At 60.3% G+C, this 24179-nt stretch carries 17 protein-coding genes; 8 read left to right on the forward strand and 9 right to left on the reverse strand.

The window, feature by feature from the left end:
* Positions 1 to 16 precede the first annotated feature (16 nt).
* Positions 17 to 385, reverse strand: a complete 369-nt coding sequence (locus tag AB4P94_RS10580) for a PilZ domain-containing protein (protein ID WP_395610477.1) — start codon at positions 383 to 385, stop codon at positions 17 to 19.
* A gap of 174 nt (positions 386 to 559) precedes the next feature.
* Between AB4P94_RS10580 and AB4P94_RS10585 the strand changes: the two genes are divergently transcribed.
* From AB4P94_RS10585 to yjiA, 3 genes are all read left to right on the forward strand, one after another.
* Complete coding sequence (locus tag AB4P94_RS10585; protein ID WP_395610478.1) at positions 560 to 2626, forward strand: carbon starvation CstA family protein; 2067 nt, start codon at positions 560 to 562, stop codon at positions 2624 to 2626.
* A 15-nt stretch (positions 2627 to 2641) separates the two neighbouring features.
* On the forward strand, positions 2642 to 2839 hold the full coding sequence (locus tag AB4P94_RS10590; RefSeq protein ID WP_003176208.1) for a YbdD/YjiX family protein: 198 nt from the start codon (positions 2642 to 2644) through the stop codon (positions 2837 to 2839).
* Between the two features lie 155 nt (positions 2840 to 2994).
* Positions 2995 to 3954, forward strand: a complete 960-nt coding sequence (gene yjiA, locus AB4P94_RS10595; protein WP_395610479.1) for a GTPase — start codon at positions 2995 to 2997, stop codon at positions 3952 to 3954.
* A 195-nt stretch (positions 3955 to 4149) separates the two neighbouring features.
* Here the strand turns inward: yjiA and glyA are convergent, their stop codons facing one another.
* Positions 4150 to 5403, reverse strand: coding sequence for a serine hydroxymethyltransferase (glyA, locus tag AB4P94_RS10600; protein ID WP_395610480.1), 1254 nt, complete (start codon positions 5401 to 5403; stop codon positions 4150 to 4152).
* A gap of 239 nt (positions 5404 to 5642) precedes the next feature.
* On the reverse strand, positions 5643 to 9494 hold the full coding sequence (locus AB4P94_RS10605) for an EAL domain-containing protein (RefSeq protein WP_395610481.1): 3852 nt from the start codon (positions 9492 to 9494) through the stop codon (positions 5643 to 5645).
* A gap of 285 nt (positions 9495 to 9779) precedes the next feature.
* Here AB4P94_RS10605 and ettA point away from each other — a divergent pair, with 285 nt between their 5' ends.
* Positions 9780 to 11444, forward strand: coding sequence for an energy-dependent translational throttle protein EttA (ettA, locus tag AB4P94_RS10610; RefSeq protein WP_395610482.1), 1665 nt, complete (start codon positions 9780 to 9782; stop codon positions 11442 to 11444).
* Positions 11445 to 11792: 348 nt separating this feature from the next.
* Positions 11793 to 13130, forward strand: a complete 1338-nt coding sequence (gene gdhA, locus AB4P94_RS10615; RefSeq protein ID WP_395610483.1) for an NADP-specific glutamate dehydrogenase — start codon at positions 11793 to 11795, stop codon at positions 13128 to 13130.
* Here gdhA and AB4P94_RS10620 read toward each other — a convergent pair.
* The 4 genes from AB4P94_RS10620 to AB4P94_RS10635 all read right to left on the reverse strand — a co-directional run bounded on the left by AB4P94_RS10620 (position 13127) and on the right by AB4P94_RS10635 (position 16725).
* Positions 13127 to 13615, reverse strand: coding sequence for a GreA/GreB family elongation factor (locus tag AB4P94_RS10620; RefSeq protein ID WP_395610484.1), 489 nt, complete (start codon positions 13613 to 13615; stop codon positions 13127 to 13129). The genes gdhA and AB4P94_RS10620 overlap by 4 nt on opposite strands.
* Positions 13616 to 13685: 70 nt before the next feature.
* Complete coding sequence (locus AB4P94_RS10625; protein ID WP_395610485.1) at positions 13686 to 14042, reverse strand: hypothetical protein; 357 nt, start codon at positions 14040 to 14042, stop codon at positions 13686 to 13688.
* Between the two features lie 249 nt (positions 14043 to 14291).
* Positions 14292 to 16145, reverse strand: a complete 1854-nt coding sequence (locus AB4P94_RS10630; protein WP_395610486.1) for a DUF4105 domain-containing protein — start codon at positions 16143 to 16145, stop codon at positions 14292 to 14294.
* A gap of 91 nt (positions 16146 to 16236) precedes the next feature.
* On the reverse strand, positions 16237 to 16725 hold the full coding sequence (locus AB4P94_RS10635; RefSeq protein WP_017253712.1) for a DUF3015 domain-containing protein: 489 nt from the start codon (positions 16723 to 16725) through the stop codon (positions 16237 to 16239).
* A 268-nt stretch (positions 16726 to 16993) separates the two neighbouring features.
* Here AB4P94_RS10635 and AB4P94_RS10640 point away from each other — a divergent pair, with 268 nt between their 5' ends.
* Entirely contained in the window at positions 16994 to 19432 is a 2439-nt protein-coding gene (locus tag AB4P94_RS10640) for a Lon protease family protein (RefSeq protein ID WP_395610487.1), read from the forward strand.
* Between the two features lie 319 nt (positions 19433 to 19751).
* Entirely contained in the window at positions 19752 to 20081 is a 330-nt protein-coding gene (locus tag AB4P94_RS10645) for a hypothetical protein (RefSeq protein WP_395610488.1), read from the forward strand.
* A gap of 3 nt (positions 20082 to 20084) precedes the next feature.
* Here AB4P94_RS10645 and AB4P94_RS10650 read toward each other — a convergent pair whose 3' ends face one another.
* Positions 20085 to 21908, reverse strand: coding sequence for a hypothetical protein (locus tag AB4P94_RS10650; protein WP_395610489.1), 1824 nt, complete (start codon positions 21906 to 21908; stop codon positions 20085 to 20087).
* A 163-nt stretch (positions 21909 to 22071) separates the two neighbouring features.
* On the opposite strand from AB4P94_RS10650, the gene AB4P94_RS10655 reads away from it, so the two are divergent.
* Complete coding sequence (locus tag AB4P94_RS10655) at positions 22072 to 22560, forward strand: TIGR00645 family protein (RefSeq protein ID WP_016976786.1); 489 nt, start codon at positions 22072 to 22074, stop codon at positions 22558 to 22560.
* A 15-nt stretch (positions 22561 to 22575) separates the two neighbouring features.
* On the opposite strand, the gene AB4P94_RS10660 is transcribed toward AB4P94_RS10655, so the two are convergent.
* On the reverse strand, positions 22576 to 24009 hold the full coding sequence (locus tag AB4P94_RS10660) for an ArnT family glycosyltransferase (protein WP_395610490.1): 1434 nt from the start codon (positions 24007 to 24009) through the stop codon (positions 22576 to 22578).
* Between the last annotated feature and the right edge of the window lie 170 nt (positions 24010 to 24179).

Here is a 24179-nt window from a genome sequence, read left to right on the forward strand (position 1 = left end):
CGGTCTGTATTAACTGCTAGAGCTCCAGCAACGCACCGAGCTCGCGGTGCAGTTCATCTTCGTCACCCAGGTTCAGTTCAATCAGCCGCCGTAAATGGCTGATCGAATCCAGGTCGATGTGGTCGCACACAAACCCCAGTTGCCCATGATCGTCATGGGCCAGCTTCACCTGCATCTTAATATGCGCCTGTGGGTCCAGCCGGATATCCACGGTAAATAGCCGCTTGCCATTACCTCGCCAGTCGTCAGGGCGTTCCACCAGCAGGCCCTTGAGCGATACATCCACCAGTTGCACCGGCCAATTCCAGGTGTCCTGGGCAATGGTCGTCCTGGCATCGAAGGCGATTCGCCGAAAACGGCGGCGATCAGACGGTTGCTCGGTCATGGTGAAACCCTCTGTGAATAGAAGGATTGTAGCCTTGCGCCATTACCCGGCTTTTATTTCTGATTTTTTTACAGTTGCGAGGCTCTAGACCAACGTAGGGGGGTGGCCTTTAAGGCCAACAGCGCTAAACTCGGGCTGGCTGTCCTTTCTGTCCACCCTGGCTGGAATATAAAAATGAAAAATAATAATAGCCTGCTACGCCACCTACCCTGGCTGGTGCTGGCAATCGTAGGAGCGTGCGCCCTTGGCGTAGTGGCCTTGCGCCGCGGCGAGGCGATCAACGCCTTGTGGATTGTGGTCGCTGCTGTGGCCATCTACCTGGTTGCGTACCGTTACTACAGTCTGTTCATCGCTAATCATGTGATGCAGCTCGATCCACGGCGGGCCACCCCCGCAGTGCTCAACAATGACGGTCTGGACTATGTGCCGACCAACAAACACATCCTTTTCGGTCACCACTTTGCGGCGATTGCCGGTGCAGGCCCCCTGGTCGGCCCGGTACTGGCGGCGCAAATGGGTTACCTGCCCGGCACCTTGTGGCTGATTGCCGGGGTGGTGCTGGCCGGTGCGGTGCAGGACTTCATGGTCCTGTTCCTGTCCACCCGTCGCAACGGCCGTTCCCTGGGGGACATGGTTCGCGAAGAGATGGGCCGTATCCCGGGGACCATCGCGCTGTTCGGCTGCTTCCTGATCATGATCATCATCCTCGCGGTGCTGGCGCTGATCGTGGTCAAGGCCCTGGCCGAGAGCCCGTGGGGCATCTTCACGGTAATGGCGACCATCCCGATTGCGATGTTCATGGGCGTGTACATGCGCTACATCCGCCCGGGCCGCATCGGTGAAATCTCGATCATCGGCGTGCTGTTGCTGCTGGGTTCAATCTGGCTGGGCGGGCAGATTGCCGCTGACCCGGTGTGGGCCAAGGCGTTCTCCTTCACCGGCGTCCAGATTACCTGGATGCTGGTGGGCTATGGTTTCGTCGCTGCGGTACTGCCGGTGTGGCTGATCCTGGCACCGCGCGACTACCTCTCTACGTTCCTGAAAATCGGCACCATCATTGCCCTGGCGATCGGCATCCTGGTCACCATGCCAGAGCTGAAAATGCCGGCCCTGACCCAGTTCATCGACGGCACCGGCCCGGTGTGGAAGGGCGGTCTGTTCCCGTTCCTGTTTATCACCATTGCCTGTGGCGCGGTCTCGGGTTTCCACGCGCTGATCTCTTCGGGCACCACGCCCAAGCTGCTGGATAACGAAGTCAACTCGCGCTACATCGGTTACGGCGCGATGCTGATGGAATCCTTCGTGGCGATCATGGCGATGGTTGCCGCTTCGGTGATCGAGCCAGGTGTGTACTTCGCCATGAACAGCCCGGCTGCGGTGGTCGGCGCCGACGTGGTAACGGTTGCGCAAACCGTCAGCAGCTGGGGCTTTGCCATTACCCCGGAAGCGCTGACCGCAGTCGCCCATGACATCGGTGAAACCACCATCCTGGCCCGTGCCGGTGGTGCTCCGACGTTGGCGGTGGGGATCGCGCAGATCCTGCACAGTGTGCTGCCGGGTGAAAACACCATGGCGTTCTGGTACCACTTTGCAATCCTGTTCGAAGCGCTGTTCATCCTGACGGCGGTTGACGCCGGTACCCGTGCCGGTCGCTTCATGCTCCAGGATTTGCTCGGCTCCTTTGTGCCATCGCTCAAGCGTACCGAGTCCTGGACCGCCAACCTGATTGCAACCGCAGGGTGTGTGGCGATGTGGGGTTACTTGCTGTACCAGGGCGTGATCGACCCACTGGGCGGCATCAACACCTTGTGGCCGCTGTTCGGCATCTCCAACCAGATGCTGGCCGGTATCGCGCTGATGCTCGCCACGGTGGTACTGATCAAAATGAAACGCCAGCGCTATATCTGGGTGACCATGCTGCCGGCTGTCTGGCTGCTGATCTGCACCGTGACCGCAGGCTTCATCAAGCTGTTCGACGCCAACCCTGCGATCGGCTTCCTGTCGCTGGCCAAGAAGTACAGCGATGCCCTGGCCAACGGCCAGATTCTCGCGCCGGCCAAGAGTATCGACCAGATGCAACACGTGATCTGGAACGCCTACACCAACGCAACGCTGACCGCGCTGTTCCTGTTCGTGGTGTTCAGCATCCTGTTCTATGCGCTCAAGGTCGGCGTCGCCGCCTGGGGCAACAAAGAGCGTACGGATAAGGAAGCCCCGTTCCAGGCCGTGCCGGACGCGTAATAGAGGGTTGCAACCATGTTCAATGACATCAGTCGCCTCGGTAAATACCTCGGTCAGGCCGCGCGCCTGATGGTCGGCATGCCCGACTACGATACCTACGTCGAGCATATGCAAACCAAACACCCGGACAAGCCGATGATGGACTACAAGGCGTTCTTCCGGGAACGCCAGGAGGCCCGTTACGGCGGCAAGGGTGGGCCTAAATGCTGCTGACCCGGTAGCTCGGGCCAGCGGTGATCCCATGTGGGAGCGGGCTTGCTCGCGAAAGCGGTCTGTCAGTTGATGTATGTGCTGACTGACACACTGCTTTCGCGAGCAAGCCCGCTCCCACATTTGTTTGTGTTCCTTCAGTTATCAGGAGATCAGTTTTGTCCTCTCCCATCCCCGTCACCATCCTCAGCGGCTTCCTCGGCGCCGGCAAAACCACCTTGCTGCGCCACCTGCTCAAAGCCGAGCACGGCCTGAAAATCGCCGTGATCGAAAACGAATTCAGTGACGCCGGTATCGACACCCAGCTGTTGGGCGTCGAGCCGGTGCAGGTCATGACCCTGTCCAACGGCTGCGTGTGCTGCACCATCCACACCGACCTGACCAAAGCCCTGTACCTGCTGCTCGAACGCCTGGACAGCGGCGAGATTGCCTTTGACCGCCTGGTGATCGAGTGCACCGGCCTGGCCGACCCGGCGCCGGTGGCCCAGACTTTTTTCATCGACGAAGAACTGCGCGAGCGCTACCTCCTCGACGGCATCATCACGCTGGTGGACGCCGCCCACGCCGAGCATCATCTGACCCAAACCATCGCCCAGGCCCAGATCGGTTTCGCCGACCGCCTGCTGGTGAGCAAGCGTGACCTGGTGGACCAAGCCACTTTCGACGCCCTCAGCCAACGCCTGACGCGGATCAACCGCCGCGCGCCCATTCGAGTGGTGGACCACGGCAACATCGACCTGGGCGAACTGCTCGACGTGCGCGGTTTCAACCTCAACGCCGGAATGAGCCTGCGCCCGGTGAATGCTGCACCGTCCATTGACCGCATCTCCAGCCTGGTGCTGCGCACTGACCAGCCGCTGGATATTGACCGTCTCAGCGAGTTCATGAACGAGTTGCTGGAAGATCACGGCAAACAACTGCTGCGCTACAAGGGCGTGCTCAACGTTGCCGGTGAAGATCGGCGCATGGTGTTCCAGGGCGTGCTCAAACTCTACGGGTTCGATTGGGACACTGAGTGGGGAGAGGGTGAGGCGCGGGAGAGTGTGATTGTGTTTATTGCCGATGAGCTACCGGAGCAGAAAATTCGCAACGGTTTTGCCAAGGTTTACCAATCCTGAATTGAAATACGGTCCACTGTGGGAGCTGGCTTGCCTGCGATGGCGGTGGATCAGCTAATGATGTGCCAGCTGTCAGATCGCTTTCGCAGGCAAGCCAGCTCCCACATTTGATTGCATTTCAGTTTGAGAAAGCAGTGTTTTCAGGCACAAAAAAGCCCGGCTCTTCAGCCGGGCTTTTTATTCAAGCAACTGCAATCAAGCGCCGTATACCGGCAGCTTTTTGCAGATGGCCTTGACCTTCTCACGGACCGCGTCGATCACGGCTTCGTTGTTCAGGTCGGCCAGGATGTCGCAGATCCAGCCAGCCAGTTCCTTGCACTCTGCTTCTTTGAAGCCGCGAGTGGTCACAGCCGGGGTGCCGAAGCGCAGGCCGGAGGTGACGAACGGGGAGCGTGGGTCGTTCGGCACGGAGTTCTTGTTCACGGTGATGAAGGCTTTGCCCAGGGCAGCGTCAGCATCTTTACCGGAAATGTCCTGCTTGATCAGCGACAGCAGGAACAGGTGGTTTTCAGTACCGCCGGACACCACGTCAAAACCGCGCTCGATGAACACGCTCGCCATGGTCTGGGCGTTTTTTACCACTTGTTGCTGGTAAGCCTTGAACTCAGGCTGCAGCGCTTCCTTGAAGCAGATCGCTTTGGCGGCGATCACGTGCTCCAGCGGGCCGCCCTGGGCGCCCGGGAATACGGCGGAGTTCAGCTTCTTCTCGATATCGGCGTTGGCGCGCGCCAGGATCAGGCCGCCACGTGGACCGCGCAGGGTCTTGTGGGTGGTGGTGGTCACCACGTCAGCGAAAGGCACCGGGTTCGGGTAGACGCCAGCGGCGACCAGACCGGCTACGTGAGCCATGTCGACGAACAGGTAGGCACCGACTTTGTCAGCGATTTCGCGAAAGCGCGGGAAGTCCAGGATCTGCGAGTAGGCAGAGAAACCGGCCACGATCATTTTTGGCTTGTGCTCAACCGCCAGACGCTCGACTTCGTCGTAGTCGATCAGGCCGTTGGCATCGATGCCGTATTGAACGGCGTTGTACAGCTTGCCGGAGGACGAAACGCTGGCGCCGTGGGTCAGGTGACCGCCGTGGGCCAGGCTCATGCCCAGGATGGTGTCGCCGCCTTGCAGCAGGGCCAGGTACACGGCGCTGTTGGCTTGGGAGCCGGCGTGCGGCTGGACGTTGGCGTAATCGGCGCCGAACAGTTCTTTTGCACGGTCGATGGCCAACTGCTCAACCACGTCGACGTACTCGCAACCACCGTAGTAGCGCTTGCCTGGGTAGCCTTCGGCGTACTTGTTGGTCAGAACCGAACCTTGAGCCTCCATGACGGCGGGGCTGGTGTAGTTTTCCGAAGCGATCAGTTCAATGTGCTCTTCCTGGCGCACGGCTTCTTGCTGCATGGCAGCGAAGAGATCGGCGTCGTACTTGGCAATAGTCAAATCACGGCTGAACATGGCGGTCCTCAAGGATCGGGGGCAGAAAAGGAGGGCATTCTAACCCAATGGGTTTTAGATGGCATATGAAAGGACATCATGTCGCGGACAAGCGGGATTCACTTAGGGATGAGCGGTGGCTGTTGTGGCGAGGGAGCTTGCTCCCGCTGGACTGCGCAGCAGTCCCAAAAAAAGCGGGGCCGCTTCGCGCCCCAGCGGGAGCAAGCTCCCTCGCCACAGGGAAGTCAGCCCACAAAACTTCAGTCGAACATGAACAGCGCATCATTGCTGAACTGCGCTTCAAACCGGTTCGCCGGCATTGGCCTGCCGAACAGATAGCCTTGAACCTCATCACAGCCATGCTCCCTGAGGAAATCCAGCTGCTCATGGGTTTCCACACCTTCGGCGATCACCGCCAGGTTCAGGCTGTGGGCCATGGCGATAATCGCGCGGGCGATCTGTGCATCTTGCTCGCCGGACGGCAGGCCGTCGACGAAGGTGCGGTCGATTTTCAGCACGTCGATGGGGAACTGCTTGAGGTAGTTCAGCGACGAATACCCCGTGCCGAAGTCATCCACCGCAATGCTCAGCCCGAGGTTTTTCAGGCTGGCGAGGATCTGCATGGCCTCGTTGACTTCGCGCATCAGGATACTTTCGGTCAGCTCCAACTCCAGGCATGCCGGCGGCAGGCCGGTGTCCTTGAGGATGGTGGCGATGCGCTCGCCCAATTGGCCGTCCGAGAACTGCCGCGCCGAGATGTTCACCGAGACTTTCGGCACGCGCACTTTGTTCTGGTGCCAGGTCTTGAGCTGGCGGCAGGCTTCGGCCAGCACCCAGTCGCCCACGTCCACCACCAGGCCCAGTTCTTCGAGCACTGGAATGAAATCCCCCGGCGGCACCAGCCCACGGCGCGGGTGGCGCCAGCGCAGCAGGGCTTCGGCACCGGTCAGGCGCTTGCCGTCGCCGCTGAACTGCGGCTGGTAATACAACACGAATTCGTTCTGGTCGAGGGCGTGGCGCAGGTCGCTTTCCAGTTCCAGGCGCTCCAGGGCACTGGCGTTCATGTCGGCCTGGTAGAACTGGAAGTTGTTCTTGCCGCGCTCCTTGGCGTGATACATCGCGGTGTCGGCGTTTTTCATCAGCTGGCTCAGCTCATTGCCGTCTTGCGGGCTCAAGGCGATGCCGATACTGGCGGTCACAAAGAACTCGCGGCCTTCCAGCACGAACGGTTTGACCAGGCTGGCCAGAATCTGCTCGGCCACGTGAATTGCGCGGTTCAGCGCCATGTCACGGTTGACCCGCGGTTGCAGCAGCAAGGTGAATTCGTCGCCGCCCATGCGTGCCACGGTGTCGTCTTCGGCCACGCAACCGAGCAGGCGCGTGGCCATTTCCTTGAGCATGCGGTCGCCGGCGGCGTGGCCGAGGGAGTCGTTGATCGGCTTGAAGCGGTCGAGGTCGAGGAACATCAGCACCACCCACGACTTTTGCCGCTCGGCCGACTGCAGCGCGGTGTGCAGGCGGTCCTGGAACAGCGTGCGGTTAGGCAGGTGGGTCAGGGCGTCGTAATAGGCCAGGCGGTGGATGCGCTGCTCGCTGGCCTTGCGCTCGCTGATATCACTGAAGAAACACACGTAGCTGGCCAAGTCGCCTTCATCGTCGAACACGGCGGTAATGCCGACCCAGGCCGGGTAATGCTCGCCATTACGGCGTTTGAGCCACACTTCGCCTTCCCAGGTGCTGTGCTGGTGCAGTTGCTTGAGCACGTAACGCAGGTGGGCTTCCTGTTGCTCGTCCACGGTGAGCATGTTCGGCAACTGGTCGAGCACGTCGCTGACGGCGTAGCCGCTGACCCGGCTGAAGGCCTCGTTGGCCTGCACGATGTAGCCGGCCGGGTCCGTGATCAGGATCGCCGAGGTCGAGTGTTCGAACACCGTGGCCGCCATGCGCAGGTCTTTCTCGGCACGGCGCTGCTGGCTGATATCGCGGCCGACCCCCAGGATGCCTTCGAACGCGCCGTGCTCATCCCACACCAGCACCACACGCAGTTCGATCGGTACTTTGCGGCCATCGGCGCGCAGGCAGTCGAACAGGAACAGTTGGGTCTGCACCTCATCGCGCAGCCGGTTGAGCGCGACGGGGTCACCCAGGGCACGGCTGACGTGTTCCGCGAGGCTGTAGATGCCCGTCAGTTGCTGCGGGTTGGCAATGATCGACTGCCAGCCGTTTTTGAACACCCAGTCCACGTCATAGCCCAGCACGGTATTGACGGAGGGGCTGACGTAGTTGAGCGCCAGTTGGCTGTCGGTCGAGCAGATCACGTCGCTGATGCTTTCGGCCAGCATGCGGTAACGCTGCTCGCTGTCGCGCAGTGATTCGCTGGCTTCGATCTGGTCGGTTACGTCCTTGGCCACGCCGATGATCCGCGTGACCACGGCCGTTTTGTCCCGGGCCAGGGCCTGCTCGCGGATGTCGAAGCGGCGCCACTGGTTATTGCGATGGCGAAAGCGCAGTTGGCATTGCAGCTGGGTCGCATAGCCGGCCTGGCGCTGCTGTTGGCGCAGGTCGTGGTAAAACTCGGCGTCCTCGGGGTGCAGCAGGATCTCCCAGAAGTACTCGCCCATTTGCTGCAGTTCGGCCTTGTTGTAGCCCAGGGTATGGCCCAAATGGTGGTTGCTGAAAATCATGCGCTGGCTGATCACGTCCTGCACATACAGGTGATCGGGCACGGTGCGCACCACGTCCGACCAGAAACTCTCACGCTCCACCAGCGACAATTCGATCAGCTTGCGGCTGGTGATATCGCTGATGCTGAGGATCACCGCCTTGAAGTCGTCCTGCTGCTCCGGCAGGCGCATGACCAGCCACAGGTATTGCTCATTGCCGCTGACATCATTGAGCTGGATCTCCAGCTCCAACTGTTTCTGCTGGGTCAGCACAGCTTCCAGTACTTGATAGCCGATGGCCGTGGCGTTGCTCGGGCTATCATCGATCAGGCGCTCCCAGGCCTCGTCACACGAGCTCACATTCAGCAGGCGCACGGCCACCTGGTTGACCTCGGTGACGCGCAACTCCTTGAGCAATTGTTGGCGTTCTGCGGTGTTGTTGTGCAACCACGCTTGCAGTTGCTCGCGGGTTTGCATCTTGGCTTTGGCGAAGAAGGTCCTCAGCCCCGACAGATCAAGCACGCACAGGGCCACGCCGGTGCCTTCGAAAATATCCTGATAGCGCCGCCGGCCTTCATGCACCTGGCGTTGGCGCCGACGCATGTTCAGCAGCACGATCACCGGGATCAGCGAAAAGGCCAGGCCCAGCAGGCATTTGCCGATAAATGCCGGCAGCAGCTGTTCCAGCACCGCGCTGCGGTCGAACAGGCCGCGCAATTGCCAATCGCTTTTGCTCAGGGGCGTGACCAGCACGCTTTTGTTCAATTCATCGGGGGTCAATGCCGATGCCCATTGCGCCGGCATCCCGTTGTCACGGCTGACCACACGGTGGTTCAGGCGGTTTTCGATGGCCCACATCGGGCGGCTGCCCTGGCCGTCCTGGCGCGTAAGGTTGGCCAGGTAGTTGGGCGCAAGGCGCAACGCCCAGTACATTTTCGAGCCGCCGCTGGATTGTTGCAGCAACAAGTAGATGAGCGTGCCGTCGGGGTTGTTGCTCAGGTAATACGGCTGGGAGCGGCTGCGTTGCACCAGCTCTTCAAGCCAGACGCGGTCCTGGCTGTCTTTGGCGCTGTCACTGATCATCGCGCCGCTGGGGGCGAGCAGGGCGACGCTGCGCAGTTCCGGCAGCGAGCGCTGCAAGGTGCGCATCAGGGCCTGTTGCTGTTCGTCGTCTCGCGGCGGCTCGACCATCGGCAGCAGGTTAAGCGCGATTTTCGCGCTCAGGGCCATGTTCAGGCTGATCTGTTCAGCCAGGTCGGCGCTGTAGTTGATGGTGTATTGCTGTTGGTTCTTCTGGTTTTGCTGCAACTGGTCCAGCAGTTGCCAGAACAACAAGGCGAGCAGCATCAGGACAAGCGTCGCCAATGCGCCTTTGAGGGTGCCGTGCAGGGGCGCTCCCGGCGCAATATGAGCGGCGCGCAGGGGAGTGGGCGGCGTGACTTTGGACAAGCTGTGATCCTGCGGTTTGGCTGGACTGGCGCGCGACGTGCACTATAAGCCGGACGCCCGGAGGGCGGCTAGCATGCCTTGAGTTGTGGCAAAGTGCCAGCCCCGCCTGGCTGGACTGACCAGGCGCATTCAGGTAGCTTTGCCGGTTACGCGAGGGCGTTCCAGCCCCAGACATTCAGGCTTTTTCCGCACGCAGGCATTGATGATAGTCAAAGGCCCGCGCCGCGCATGGCCTGGCACGGGCTTCGCCCGCTTAATTCATCAGTCACTGACGCTAGGTTCACCATGGCTCAATACGTCTTCACCATGCATCGGCTGGGAAAAGTTGTTCCGCCGAAGCGGGAAATCCTGAAAAACATTTCGCTGTCCTTCTTCCCCGGCGCCAAGATCGGCGTGCTCGGCCTCAACGGTTCGGGTAAGTCCACGCTGCTGAAAATCATGGCCGGCGTCGACACCGAATTCGAAGGCGAAGCCCGCCCGATGCCGGAACTGAACATCGGTTACCTGCCCCAAGAGCCGATCCTGGACCCGACCAAGACCGTGCGCGAAGTGGTTGAAGAAGCCGTCGCCGTGATCAAGAACGCCCAGGCCCGCCTGGACGAGGTCTACGCCGCTTACGCTGAAGAAGATGCTGACTTCGACAAACTGGCCGCTGAACAGGCCAAGCTCGAAGCCATCCTGCAAGCGGGCGACGGTCACAACCTGGAGCGCCAGCTGGAAGTCGCCGCCGACGCGCTGCGCCTGCCGGCGTGGGACGCCAAGGTCGAATTCCTGTCTGGTGGTGAAAAACGCCGCGTGGCCCTGTGCCGCCTGCTGCTGTCGGCCCCCGACATGCTGCTGCTCGACGAACCCACCAACCACCTGGACGCCGACTCCGTGGCTTGGCTGGAACACTTCCTTCACGATTTCCCGGGCACCGTGGTAGCGATCACGCACGACCGGTACTTCCTGGACAACGTGGCCGGCTGGATCCTCGAGCTCGACCGTGGCGCCGGTATCCCTTACGAGGGCAACTACTCCGGTTGGCTGGAAGCCAAGTCCGACCGTCTGGCCGCCGAATCCAAGCAGCAATCGGCCCACGAAAAAGCCATGAAGGAAGAACTGGAGTGGGTGCGCAAAGGCGCCAAGGCCCGCCAGTCCAAATCCAAGGCCCGTCTGCAACGTTTTGAAGAAATGCAGTCGCAGGAATTCCAGAAGCGTTCGGAAACCAACGAGATCTACATCCCGGCCGGCCCGCGCCTGGGTGACAAGGTCATCGAATTCAAGAACGTTTCCAAAGGCTACGGCGACCGTGTGTTGATCGACAACCTGTCGTTCTCCATGCCAAAAGGCGCAATCGTCGGCGTTATCGGTGGTAACGGTGCGGGTAAATCCACGCTGTTCCGCATGCTGATGGGCAAGGAAACCCCGGATTCGGGCAGCATTGAAGTCGGTGAAACCGTACAGCTTGCCTGCGTTGACCAGAGCCGTGACGACCTCGACGGCAGCAAGACGGTGTTCCAGCAGATTTCGGATGGCTCCGACCAGATCCGCATCGGCAACTATGAAATCCCGTCGCGCACCTACGTCGGCCGTTTCAACTTCAAGGGTGGCGACCAACAGAAGTTCGTCAAGGACCTGTCCGGTGGTGAGCGCGGTCGCTTGCACCTGGCCCTGACCCTGAAAGAGGGCGGCAACGTATTGCTGCTCGACGAACCGTCCAACGACCTCGACGTTGAAACCCTGCGTTCCCTGGAAGAAGCCCTGCTGGACTTCCCGGGCGCCGCCATTGTGATCTCTCACGACCGGTGGTTCCTTGACCGCGTCGCGACCCACATCCTGGCGTACGAAGATGACTCGCAAGCGGTGTTCTTCGAAGGCAACTACACCGAGTACGAAGCGGACCGTAAAAAGCGTTTGGGCGATGCGGCTGCCCAGCCGCACCGCGTGCGACACAAAAAACTGGCCTGATTCGGGTTGGTGGTTTGAAAAAGCGGAGCCTTCGGGCTCCGTTTTTTTTGCGCGTTTTCAGGAAAACCGAAGCGTCTGCATCGCAGGCAAGCCAGCTCCCACATTCGACCGCATTCCAACATTATAAATCGATCAAATGTGGGAGCTGGCTTGCCTGCGATGGCTGTTTAACTGTTGGTGCATTCTTAAAGTTGAAATCCCGTTTCTGGTGCAAAAAATGGGATTTATTTATATCTATTGCACCATTTAAATTCACAAAGGCGACATTTTGCGCTTTTCAGGTGCGACATGAATTGCTAAGGTCCGGCTCAATCTCCCTTAAAAACAATCAAATTGCCGGGACTTTCCATGATCGAATCTGTCGAATCTTTCCTTTCTCGCCTCAAGAAACGCGACCCCGACCAGCCGGAATTCCATCAGGCCGTAGAAGAAGTCCTGCGCAGCCTGTGGCCCTTTCTTGAAGCCAACCCTCACTACCTGGCATCGGGCATTCTGGAGCGCATCTGCGAACCGGAGCGCGCCATTACCTTCCGGGTGTCGTGGGTGGATGATCACGGCAAGGTGCAGGTCAATCGCGGGTTCCGTATCCAGATGAACAGCGCCATCGGCCCCTACAAGGGCGGCCTGCGCTTCCACCCCTCGGTGAACCTGGGTGTGCTGAAATTCCTCGCCTTCGAGCAGACCTTCAAGAACTCCCTGACCTCGTTGCCCATGGGCGGAGGCAAAGGCGGCTCGGACTTCGACCCCAAGGGCAAGAGCGACGCCGAAGTGATGCGCTTTTGCCAGGCCTTCATGAGTGAGCTATACCGGCATATCGGTGCTGACGTGGACGTGCCGGCAGGCGATATCGGCGTGGGCGCCCGCGAAATCGGCTTTCTGTTTGGCCAGTACAAGCGCCTGAGCAACCAATTCACCTCGGTGCTGACCGGCAAGGGCATGACCTACGGCGGTAGCCTGATCCGCCCTGAGGCTACCGGCTTCGGCTGTGTGTACTTCGCCGAAGAAATGCTCAAGCGCAATGGCCAACGGGTCGAAGGCAAGTGCGTGGCCATTTCCGGTTCCGGCAACGTCGCACAATACGCGGCGCGCAAGGTCATGGATTTGGGTGGCAAGGTGATTTCCCTGTCCGACTCCGAAGGTACCTTGTACGCCGAAAGTGGTTTGACCGAAGAACAATGGTCGGCGCTGCTGGAGCTGAAAAACGTGCAACGCGGGCGTATCAGTGAATTGGCCGAGCGTTTTGGCCTGGAGTTCCGTAAAGGCCAAACCCCTTGGACGTTGGCCTGCGATATCGCGCTGCCCTGCGCCACCCAGAATGAGCTCGATGCCGACTCCGCTCGCACGCTGCTGCGCAACAACTGCATCTGCGTGGCCGAAGGCGCGAACATGCCAACCACCCTTGAGGCGGTGGATATCTTTATCGAGGCCGGCATTCTGTTCGCGCCGGGCAAGGCCTCCAACGCCGGTGGCGTGGCCGTAAGTGGCCTGGAAATGTCGCAGAACGCCATGCGCCTGCTGTGGACCGCTGGCGAAGTCGACAGCAAGCTGCACGCCATCATGCAGTCGATCCACCATGCCTGCGTGCATTACGGTGAAGAAAACGGCCGGGTGAACTACGTGAAAGGCGCGAACATTGCGGGTTTTGTGAAAGTCGCCGATGCGATGCTGGCCCAAGGCATCGTCTAAGCCTCGGGCTCTACGCGCAGCACTTCGATCAACTGATCACCGACGGGGCGTTTCCACAGCACCTCGTCGCCTACCTGGGCCCCGAGCAACGCACGACCCAAGGGCGAGCCCCAATTGATCAGGCCGGCGTTGGCGTCGGCTTGGTCTTCACCGACCAACTGAATGCGCTGCTGCTCATCGTGCTCATTGGCAAAGGTCACCCAACTGCCGATCTGCACCTTGTCGCTCGAGGTGGCCGGGGCCACGACCTGCGCGCTTTGCACGCGCTGGTTGAAATAACGCAAATCCCGCTCAAGGTCCGCTTGGCGTTGTTTATCGTCCTTGGCGGACTCGAGGCTGTATGCCTGCTGCAACTGCGCAACCTTGGCCTGTAATTGCGCCAAGCCTTGCGCAGTTACGCGGTTGGGCTGCTCACTGATCTGACGCTCCACCGGCTGATCGGCCTGGGCGGCGGCGTTGTCCTCATTCACAAAAGCACGGCTCATGACGTTCTCCCTCTATGGAGTTAGGGCCATGTTCGCTGCGCTTTAGTTTCGATGGATGTCTGAAAGCGACCTATTGCGAGCGATACGCCCTGGCCGCGTCACGATCCTTCTCCTGCTGCCAGGCACGTTCGCGGTCATCCCAGTGGTTGTCCTTGTAGTCGCGCAATTCCTCGTTCTCGCGCATGGCCTTGCACTGGCGGAAACCGTCTTCCCAGCCTTCAGCGTATTCGCGGTCTTTCAGATAACGCGGCACATTCTTGCGAAACTCCCCACTGACCACCCCGGCGGCCTGGCGGCCACTGCTGCAACCGTCGTCAAAGCCATCGGCGAAGGCGGGCGGGTAGCCCTTGGCGAGTAAATCCTGATGGGTGGACTGGCAACCTGACAACCACACTACCGCGCACAGCATTACCGCAGACCGCCACATGGCGTACTCCCTTCGCCGTTTTACGGCTGATGGGGGAAAGTCTAGATAGGGATTTGTCGGGGAGGTGTGAAAGGGAGGTGAGAAAGGTGTTGTGCATGCAGGCCGTGCGATGTTTCAGGCTAAACACAAAACCAAATGTGGGAGCGGGCTTGCTCGCGAAAGCGGTGTGTCAGCCAAGTATCCAGTGACTGACACACCGCCTTCGCGAGCAAGCCCGCTCCCACATTTTGATTGCTGATCGGCTTCAGGTCAGTAGTGATACCACTTCACTTCGAGCAGCACTTCATTCACGGGCGTCGACAAATGGCTGTACTCGCGCTGGGCACTCAGGCGCAGGCCCAGGTTACGCGACAGTTCCCACTGCTGGTTCAGGCTGACACTACGCCGCACTTCGCCATTGGTGAAGAAATCACCCTTGGCTTCCAGGCTCAAATTGCCCAGCGGGTTTTTCCACAGTACGCCGGTGTTGAAGCCGGCGGCGGGGGAGATGGCTTCGCTGAAGTCGTTGTTGTGTTCCACGCGTACGGTGCCGAGGGCGAAGCCGAGCATGTCGTCGGTCAGTTGCCAGGTGCCGCCGGCGCCGCCGTTGACGTGGGCGACGAGGGTTTCGTCGTCGTGTTTGCCCGGCACGCGTTCCAGGCCGCCGGTGACTTGCCAGGACCACGGCTGCAACAGCGCGTTACGCGGCGTCAGGGAGCGGATGGTGGCCAGGTCCAGTTGCTGCAGTTGCCAGTGGTTGCCTTCGTACTGGCGCAGTTTCATTTGCAGGATTTCGATCTGCGCGCCCAAGGGGAAGCCTTCGGCGTTGTCGTTGAGGTCGTGGTAGGCCATGCGCAGGCCGTATTCGCCGAAGGTCTTGCTGCCACGGGTGCCGATGCCGGCTTGCCAGGTGCGCGACTCATGGCCGTTTTCCGGCAAGCCGGGGCGTTCGATCTGAAGGTCTGGCGGCGGGTTCTGGTTGATTGCGCGCAGCAGTTCGAAACTGCGTTGGGAGCGTTCGCTGTCTCGCTCCAGGCCGTTGGCGCGGTAGCGGCCCAGGCGGTAGGCGGCGTCGATGATCAGCGCCTGGCGGTCTTTGGCGATAGCCTTGAAGGCTGGCGCTTGTAACTGTTGGGTGTCGTCGCTGACTTTCAGCACCCATTGCTGCTCGTCGCTGTTGAGCGGCTTGGCGCGCTCCAGCAACTCGCGTTCGCGGGACGGGCGGTAATCAATCTTTTCCACCAGGCCTGCGTCTTTTACCGCTTTGACGGTGTCGGTCGGGATGGCGGTCAGCGGGAATTGCTCGGTCAGGCGCAGGCCGGGGCGGGCCACTTGCAGCAACTCGAGCAGGCGGTAGGAGCAGTTTTCATCGAAGAAAAAGTAGTCGAACTGGATCTGCTTGAGTTCCCACACGTGCTCGACCATACGCTTGGTCTCGACCTCGGTGAGGTTCAGGCGGTATTCCCAAAGGTCGCGGTTTTCGAGGCTACGGTACTCGGAGAGTTTTTCCTGGTAGGGCACCAGGGCGAACAAACCGGGGTAGCCGCCCATCAGGCCTTTCCAGGCGTAGAGAATGCTGTTGTCCGAGCCTTCGATGTAGGCGCCGAAGTTGATCGCGTAGCTGAGCAGGGCGGTCTTGTCGCGTTGCACATCGGCCTGGTCGATACGCAGCAGGGTGTGGCCGAACATCGACGACGGGCTGTTGAGGTAGGCCGCCGGGAAGATCATCACCGCGCTGTGGGGCGCGACGTCCTTGAACCATTGGGTGAATTCCTTGCACTCCAGCGCCGGAAGGTCGGTCAGGTGCAGTTGGTCCTTGAGCCAGCGCGTGCGGGCGGGGTAAACGCATTGGACGTGCTTTTCACCCAGGCTTGCCGGAGCATAAAGCGCTTCTACGGTGGCCTTGAGTTCAGCGTCCGGGTGGTGTGCGCCATCGGGCGCGAGAAAGAATTTCTTGTCGCTGACATAGCTGCGCCAGCCACTGATTTTGCCGGCTTCATAATGGCCCAAAGACAGCCAGAACGGGTCGTTGGCCAGTTGCTGCAAACGTTGATCATCAATATGCGGGGCCGCGTACAGCGGGGCGCAGGCGAAGAGTGCCAGCCAGGCAAAGCGTTTGAGCATAAGGGCAACTTAAGTCGGAAAAAGTGAGACCCAAAGGGGAGGCGGGTCCAAAAACAAGGCCCGCGCCTCGAAAGGCGCGGGCGGGTCGAGCTTAAGCCTGGGTGGCGTACTTCGCCAGGCGGGAATCGCTTTTCAGTACAGCCAGGGTGTTGTTGTGCACGTCGTCGGCGGTCACGTCAGCCTTGCTGAAGATCTGCTGGAAGTGCTCGTGGGTCACGGCCGCGAAGTGTTCGCGATCTTCCGGTGCAACGCCCAGTACCACCGCGTAGGTGGTCAGCGCTTCGCCGTTGCCTTTGGCCATGTCTTCAGACAGCTCGTTCATCATGCCATTCATGGCAATCCAGGACTTGCCGCCGTAGGTCAGGGCGCTGTTGGTGCTGCAACCGTTGGTGCCCGAGGTCATGCCGAACGTGGCGTTACCCGAGGTGCCGTTGGTGGTGGAGGCCAGGAAGTGAGCCGGAGTGCCGCGCTGGCCTTCGAACAACATGTTGCCCCAACCGCAGTTCGGGCCACCTGGTGCTTCTGCCATTGCATTGAGGGAGACGACGGTGAAGAGAGTACCAAGAAGGATCCGTTTCATAGCTTTGTTCTCTTTGTGTGCAAACCAATGGACAAGGGTTCAGGCGCGTCGCAGCGCCCTAGGGGCCAGTTATTTAGTCCAACCCGCGCAGTTTGGAGTTTAGGCACGTTCCGGGGGTTCCGTTATTTTTTATAAAACAATCAGACTTATCGCGATTTATTTGTAGGGCGCATCCCGTGTCTATGCTTTCCCACAGGCTCGCCTTGCCAGAGCGCGCAAGCGAGAGCCAGAATGCCGTTATCTGCCCCGCCTGATGTAAGGAAGCCCGATGCCTGATCCTGTTGCTGCCAGCTTGCGTCTAGCGCCTGAAGCGCTGACTCGCCCTTTCTCCGCTGAACAGTTCAGCTTCTCGACCACCAATGATTTGGAGCCCTTTCGCGGTGTGCTTGGCCAGGAACGCGCAGTTGAAGCGTTGCAGTTTGGTGTGGCCATGCCACGCCCCGGTTACAACGTGTTTGTCATGGGCGAGCCCGGTACCGGCCGCTTTTCGTTCGTCAAACGCTACCTGAAAGCCGAAGGCAAACGCCTGCAGACCCCGGCGGACTGGGTCTACGTCAACAATTTTGATGAGCCGCGCGAACCGCGTGCCCTGGAATTGCCGGGCGGCGCTGCGGCGGCGTTTATCGCCGATATCAACGGGCTGGTCGACAACCTGGTCGCCACCTTCCCGGCGGTCTTCGAACACCCGACTTATCAACAGCGCAAAAGCGCCATCGACCGCGCTTTCAACCAGCGTTACGACAAGGCCTTGGACGTGATCGAGCGTCTGGCCCTGGAAAAAGACGTGGCGCTGTACCGCGACAGCTCCAACATCGCCTTCACCCCGATGCTAGACGGCAAGGCGCTGGACGAGGCCGAGTTTTCGCAACTGCCGGAAGCCGACCGTGAGCGTTTCCACACGGACATTTCCGAGCTGGAAGAGCGCCTTAACGAAGAACTGGCGAGCCTGCCGCAGTGGAAGCGTGAATCCAACAACCAACTGCGCCAATTCAACGAAGAAACCATCACCCTGGCCCTGCAGCCGTTGCTCGCGCCGCTGTCGGAAAAGTACGCAGAAAATGCTGCGGTGTGCGGTTACTTGCAAGCCATGCAGGTGTATTTGCTGAAAACCGTGGTCGAGCAATTGGTCGACGACTCCAAGACCGACGCCCAGGCGCGCAAGCTGCTTGAGGAGCAATACTGCCCGAGCCTGGTGGTTGGCCACCCGGTCAACGGCGGCGCGCCGGTGGTGTTTGAACCGCACCCGACCTACGACAACCTGTTCGGCCGTATCGAATACAGCACCGACCAGGGCGCGCTCTACACCACTTACCGCCAACTGCGCCCAGGCGCATTGCACCGTGCCAACGGCGGTTTTCTGATCCTTGAGGCCGAGAAAATGCTCGGCGAACCGTTTGTGTGGGATGCGCTCAAGCGTTCCCTGCAATCGCGCAAGCTGAAGATGGAATCGCCACTGGGGGAATTGGGCCGCCTGGCGACCGTGACCCTGAACCCGCAGATGATTCCGTTGCAGGTCAAAGTCATCATCATCGGCTCGCGCCAGTTGTACTACGCGTTGCAGGACGCCGATCCGGATTTCCAGGAGATGTTCCGCGTTCTGGTGGATTTCGACGAAGACATCCCGATGGTCGACGAGAGCCTGGAGCAGTTCGCCCAGTTGCTCAAAACCCGCACCTCGGAAGAAGGCATGGCGCCGCTGACGTCGGATGCGGTGGCGCGGTTGGCCACGTACAGCGCACGGCTGGCGGAGCATCAGGGCCGTTTGTCGGCGCGTATTGGTGACTTGTTCCAACTGGTCAGCGAGGCGGATTTCATTCGCCACCTGGCCGGCGACGAGATGACCGATGCCGGCCATATCGAACGCGCGCTCAAGGCCAAGGCCACGCGTACCGGGCGGGTGTCGGCGCGGATTCTCGACGACATGCTCGCCGGGGTCATCCTCATCGATACCGCAGGTGCCGCGGTGGGCAAGTGCAACGGGCTGACAGTGCTCGAAGTCGGGGATTCGGCGTTTGGCGTACCGGCGCGGATTTCTGCCACGGTGTACCCGGGCGGCAGCGGCATTGTGGACATCGAGCGCGAGGTTAACCTCGGCCAGCCGATTCACTCCAAGGGCGTGATGATCCTCACTGGTTACCTGGGCAGCCGCTATGCCCAGGAATTCCCGCTGGCGATCTCGGCGAGTATCGCGCTGGAACAGTCCTACGGTTACGTGGACGGCGACAGTGCATCGCTCGGCGAGGCCTGCACCTTGATTTCGGCATTGTCGAAAACGCCGCTCAAGCAGTGTTTCGCCATCACCGGCTCCATCAACCAGTTTGGTGAAGTGCAGGCGGTGGGCGGGGTCAACGAGAAGATCGAAGGCTTCTTCCGCCTCTGCGAAGCGCGCGGGTTGACCGGTGAACAGGGCGCGATCATTCCCCAGGCCAACGTCGCCACGCTGATGCTCGACGAGAAGGTGCTGCAGGCCGTGCGGGCCGGGCAGTTCCATATCTACGCCGTGCGCCAGGCCGACGAGGCGCTGAGCCTGCTGGTGGGCGAGCCGGCCGGTGAGCCGGACGAGGAAGGGCAATTCCCCGAAGGCACGGTCAATGCCCGCGTGGTCGAGCGCTTGCGCGCGATTGCCGAGATGATCAGCGAGGAAGATTTGAAGGAGGCGGAGAAGGAGTTGGCGCAGCAGGCGCTGGCGGAAGCCAAACTCACCTGATTTTTCGTCGGAGTGCAGTCAATGTGGGAGCGGGCTTGCTCGCGAAGGCGGTGTGTCAGTCGACTTATAAGTGGCTGATCTACCGCATTCGCGAGCAAGCCCGCTCCCACATTGGTTCAGTGGTGTGTTTGGGAATGACGTGTAGTTCGCCATATTTTTGACTCGTTCATCAGGGGCCAACGCCCGTTGGTCCCTACAACCTTGGTTTGTACTGGTTTTCTTCTATTCTCAGCTCAAGGGATATCCAAAGGAGTCGCTGGATAGAAACAGCCTCGGCCCTGGGTTGAGGTTGAACACCGATCTACCGAGGGTCGCCGCCATGCCGCGCAACCTTTGCCTTACCCGCCAATGCTTGGGCCTGGTCACCCGTATCGAATGTTCCATTCGCCCTCTTGCCGGGGATAACGGGATGTGGACCTTGTTGTTTGCCGCTGGAATGACGGGCGAACAGCCATCCACCATCAAGTCCCAAGGCCCGTTTCACGGGCCTTTCGTGGCGGAAACCATTCTGGGGTCCATCGTCGACAGCCTGACGCTGCACGGCTACGAGTTGGCGGACGACCCGCAGATCTGGTGCCTGCACCTGCAGGCCCACCTGCGGCAGCTCAATGGAGAGCGAGTACACGCGACCCGTGATACCCACCACTGAGTTTTACTTGGTCTCTGGCTTGTCCAGCTTGACCTCGAAGCCGTATTGCACGGTGTCGAGGTCGGTGCGCTGGTAACTTTCCAGCGAAGTCGGCTGGCCGTAGAAGTAATGCACGTCAAACAGCGCCGTGCCGTACTCCTCGGCGCGGTGGCTGACCCCGAGGATTTCCTTGAGGTAGTTGCCGCTGGCGTCCCTGGCATAGAAGCGCCAGCTGTCGGAGGGGAATTCCTTCTGGTCGACGACCAGTGCGTTGTCCTTGAGCGACAGGCCTTTGGGCAGCTTGGCCACATCAATCGTGGCCTTGTTGATCGTGGCCAGGAACAGCGGCACCGAACCCACCACAAACGCCGGCGTTTCGGGGAACAGGTTTAGATCGTATGTCAGCGTGCCGCTGCCCGCGTTCAGCTCAAAGGCTTCGGAGGGCAGCTCAATGGGCTCGCCGCGCTCGCCCTTGTCGTCTGCCGTGAAGAAGGTGATAGGCGCGTCGCTGTTGTTGCGCTCGGCGCCGACCAGGTCGTCGTTGAAGGTGAAGGGGTGGTCAAACACGACTTTCGCGGCACTGGCGTCTTCGGTCGACTGGCTGATGGTGACGCTTTTTTTCAGCTGGTCCTCGGTCATCGCCGCGTCTTTGAGCCAGCTGGCGACGCCGTCGTCATACACCGTGACCGGCATCGGCAGGGGTTGCACGGTATTTTGCAGGCTGTTCTTGTCGAAGCGTTGCACCGGCAGGTCGAGGTCTTTGCGCGTGAGCGTGGCGGTGGAGAAGTCGAGGACATTGACCTGCAGGCTGTCGATCACGCCGTTGAAGTACACCTTGGCGTAATGGCTGCTTTGCTTGTGCTCGAAGGCTTTTTGCTCGTCAGTGAGTTGTTTTTCGAACGCATCCGACCAGGTTTTTTGCTTCTGCATCTCGGCCAGCTGTTTTTCATAGAACGCCACTTGCGCGGCGTTTTCGTTGATCGAGCCTGAGCGCGTCAGAAATTGCCCGGTGCTGTCCCGGGCCTGCACCAGCAGCGGGTTCGGTGATTCGTCGCCGACTTCCGGCGCCAGTGGCTCGCTGTTGGTCAGCTCGATCTCGGCGTAGTTTTTTTCCAGCAACAGCAGGTTGAGGGTGATGTTGCCCTCGGTGCGTTTGTGGCCGACGTCTTTTTTCGACAAGTCGAAGGTCAGCACCTTGCCCGGCGCAACTACCTCCACCGCGCCTTTAAGGCTCACGGGCTGCGGCTGGCTCTTGTTCTCGGTTTCGATGCCGTCAATAAACGGGTAGGTGATGGTCAGGTCATCGGGGTTGGTCAGGTTGGAGCTGCTGGGGCTGAGCTGGATGCCCGGGTCGGTTTCCGACCATTCCGGCTGGAACGGGATGACCTTGTTGTTGCTCAAGGTCACCGACTGCCATTCCAGGCCGTGAGGAAAGGGGAATTGATCCGGGGTGTTGAAGGTGAACGGGAAGACCGGCTGCAAGTCGGTCAGGTAGTCGGAGTGCGAGGCTTTGCGCAGCACGAACAGGCCGTTGATGTAGGTGTCCACCAAGGCCTGGGGCGTGGGGTAGTGCTTGAGCAGGGCCAGGGTGTCTTCGCCGTATTCGGCTTCGATGGGCTTGTCGGCGAGCTTGACGCGGGCGCGCTCGAGCAACAGCAGGGAGCCGCCGAGGTCGGCGATGGCGTCGCGCAGTTTGGGGTCCTGGATGCTGTCCAGCGACTGCTCGAACTTGGCGGTTTTCTCTTCGAGGGTGGCTTGCTTGGGCTCTTCTTTGGGTGAGCAGCCGCCACTCATCAGCAACATCGCACCCAGGCCGATAGTGGCCAAATGGGATCGCACATCCATCATCTGAGTTTTTCCTGTTCGACGTCATCGAGCCGATTTGATGGGCTCGACACTAGCAGAAAAATCTTCTTACAGATGCCGCTCAGGTCAGTTTTCTCGCGGTGACAGGTGTTTGTGAGCGGCTGGTATACTCGCGGCCATTTTTAGCAGAGCTGTGTGAGATTCAATGGAACGCTTTATCGAAAATGCCATGTATGCCTCGCGTTGGCTGCTGGCGCCGATCTATTTCGGTTTGTCCCTGGGGTTGCTGGCGCTGGCGCTGAAATTCTTCCAGGAAGTGATTCACCTGCTGCCCAGCGTCTTTTCGATGGCCGAGTCGGAGCTGATCCTGGTGCTGCTGTCGTTGATCGACATGGCGCTGGTCGGCGGCCTGCTGGTGATGGTGATGATTTCCGGCTACGAGAATTTCGTCTCGCAGCTGGACATCGATGAGAGCAAGGAAAAGCTCAACTGGCTGGGCACCATGGACTCGTCCTCATTGAAGATGAAGGTGGCGGCCTCCATCGTGGCGATCTCGTCCATCCACCTGCTGCGCATCTTCATGGACGCCAAGAACGTCGATCCGCAGCATTTGATGTGGTACGTGATCATCCACATGACCTTCGTGATCTCGGCGTTCGCCATGGGTTACCTGGACAAAGTCACCAAGCACTGATGCACGGCGCCAGCCTTACTGCTCGACGAAGAAGTAAGGCTGGCGGCCGATTTTCATCTCCTTGATCACGGTGACCTTCTCACTCAGCTGTTCGGTACGGTCCAGCAACGCGATGTTGCCCGGCTTGGCCGTGAGAAAACTGCGCAGCTGCGCTTCGGTTTGCAGGATCGGCAAGTAGGCTTGCAGGTAGAACACGCTGGCGCCGGCAATGCGTTCGTTGGGCTGGAATAACACCACGTCCTTGCCTTCGTTTTGATAGGCCTTGGCCTGGCTGATCACCGGCACGAACGACTCACGTTTATCCGCTTTCGGCGCAAACCAGAACGCGGCCGTCATGTAACTGACAATGGCCAGGGTGAAGGCGCCGACGATCACGCCCCGGTGATAGCGATACAGCCAAGGCTTGCGGGTTTTCGCCCATTCCAGCAACACCCCGGCATATTCTGCGGCGAGTACAGCGGCGGCGGGGGTGAGCGCCATCAGGTAAACCACGCGTTTACTGGAGGCCAAGGTCAGCAGGGTGAACTGCGCCACCAGCCATACGCTGAAGAACAAGTGGTAGCGGTTGCGCACCAGGGTTTTGCGAAAGTGCCACAGGCCCAGGTACACCAGGATATTCCAGGGCAGGAAGGCCTCGGGCAGTTTGGCGATGTAGTAGTAGATGGGCTCGTAATGCCCGGCTTCGACAAAGGAGCCGCTGAAGCGCCCGACGCTGTTGGTCCACAGCACTTCGGCCACGGACTGCATCCCGCCGCGCTGGAACAGGAACCCCAGCCAGATCAGCAGCGGCACCAAGGCCAGCACCGTGAACAGCGCCGGCTTGAGCCAGTCGCCGATGCGCACGCGTTTATCCATCACGCTGGTGCTGAGCAGGTACACAAAGATCACAATGCCCGGCATCGCCAGGCCCAGCACGCCTTTGCTCAGGGTGGCGATGACCATCCCGGCGGTAAACAACGCCCAGGCCCAGGCCGCGGAGCCTTGGCGGTCTGGCCGCACGGCTTGGTAGAACGCCAGCAGCGCGGTGGTCACGCCCAGGCTGAGCAGCGAGTCTTCACCCACGCCGCGCACATTGCCCCAGTAACTGGCCATGGTTGCCAGAATCAGCGCGGCGCAGAACGCCAGGGTTTTCGGCCGCCCGAACTGGCGCAGCATCCCGTAAAACAGCATCACGCTGAACAGGCCGGCAAACGCCGACGCCAGGCGCACGGCCCAGGTGGTGCCGCCAAACAGGCGGATGGCACCGGCATCCAGCCATAGGCTCAGGGGCGGTTTTTCCAGGAAGGGTTCCTGGAACAGGCGCGGGATCACCCAGTCATTGTCCAGGTGCATGGCCATCGCGATCCCGGCGACACGGGCCTCGGTGGAGCCTTGAAGCTCATGACTACCGAGGGCGAAGAAGAACAGGATTCCGGCGAGAAGGAGCAGCAGAGAAGCGGGACGCGTCATGGATCTGGCTACCGAGGCAAGGGACCGCTCGGGGGAACGGCCGTGGCAATCAGCTAGTATCTGTCAGCATTTCTGAATATTTCGTGAATGAATGTCAGTTTTTTGTAAGGCGCCGAAGGCGGAGCCTGCCGGCCGATTCGGCTGGAGATTACCGGCTTAGGCCGCAAGCT

Origin of the sequence: Pseudomonas sp. B22129, from assembly GCF_044218875.1 — a bacterium.
Lineage (GTDB): Bacteria > Pseudomonadota > Gammaproteobacteria > Pseudomonadales > Pseudomonadaceae > Aquipseudomonas.

What these genes read in the sequence shown, in the direction of transcription:
- AB4P94_RS10585 (WP_395610478.1), top strand. Translation starts at nt 560, where the DNA reads ATGAAAAATAATAATAGCCTGCTACGCCACCTACCCTGGCTGGTGCTG.
- AB4P94_RS10580 (WP_395610477.1), bottom strand. Translation starts at nt 385, where the DNA reads ATGACCGAGCAACCGTCTGATCGCCGCCGTTTTCGGCGAATCGCCTTC.
- AB4P94_RS10645 (WP_395610488.1), top strand. Translation starts at nt 19,752, where the DNA reads ATGCCGCGCAACCTTTGCCTTACCCGCCAATGCTTGGGCCTGGTCACC.
- AB4P94_RS10635 (WP_017253712.1), bottom strand. Translation starts at nt 16,725, where the DNA reads ATGAAACGGATCCTTCTTGGTACTCTCTTCACCGTCGTCTCCCTCAAT.
- AB4P94_RS10625 (WP_395610485.1), bottom strand. Translation starts at nt 14,042, where the DNA reads ATGTGGCGGTCTGCGGTAATGCTGTGCGCGGTAGTGTGGTTGTCAGGT.
- AB4P94_RS10640 (WP_395610487.1), top strand. Translation starts at nt 16,994, where the DNA reads ATGCCTGATCCTGTTGCTGCCAGCTTGCGTCTAGCGCCTGAAGCGCTG.
- glyA (WP_395610480.1), bottom strand. Translation starts at nt 5,403, where the DNA reads ATGTTCAGCCGTGATTTGACTATTGCCAAGTACGACGCCGATCTCTTC.
- ettA (WP_395610482.1), top strand. Translation starts at nt 9,780, where the DNA reads ATGGCTCAATACGTCTTCACCATGCATCGGCTGGGAAAAGTTGTTCCG.
- AB4P94_RS10590 (WP_003176208.1), top strand. Translation starts at nt 2,642, where the DNA reads ATGTTCAATGACATCAGTCGCCTCGGTAAATACCTCGGTCAGGCCGCG.
- gdhA (WP_395610483.1), top strand. Translation starts at nt 11,793, where the DNA reads ATGATCGAATCTGTCGAATCTTTCCTTTCTCGCCTCAAGAAACGCGAC.
- AB4P94_RS10660 (WP_395610490.1), bottom strand. Translation starts at nt 24,009, where the DNA reads ATGACGCGTCCCGCTTCTCTGCTGCTCCTTCTCGCCGGAATCCTGTTC.
- AB4P94_RS10620 (WP_395610484.1), bottom strand. Translation starts at nt 13,615, where the DNA reads ATGAGCCGTGCTTTTGTGAATGAGGACAACGCCGCCGCCCAGGCCGAT.
- AB4P94_RS10655 (WP_016976786.1), top strand. Translation starts at nt 22,072, where the DNA reads ATGGAACGCTTTATCGAAAATGCCATGTATGCCTCGCGTTGGCTGCTG.
- AB4P94_RS10630 (WP_395610486.1), bottom strand. Translation starts at nt 16,145, where the DNA reads ATGCTCAAACGCTTTGCCTGGCTGGCACTCTTCGCCTGCGCCCCGCTG.
- AB4P94_RS10650 (WP_395610489.1), bottom strand. Translation starts at nt 21,908, where the DNA reads ATGATGGATGTGCGATCCCATTTGGCCACTATCGGCCTGGGTGCGATG.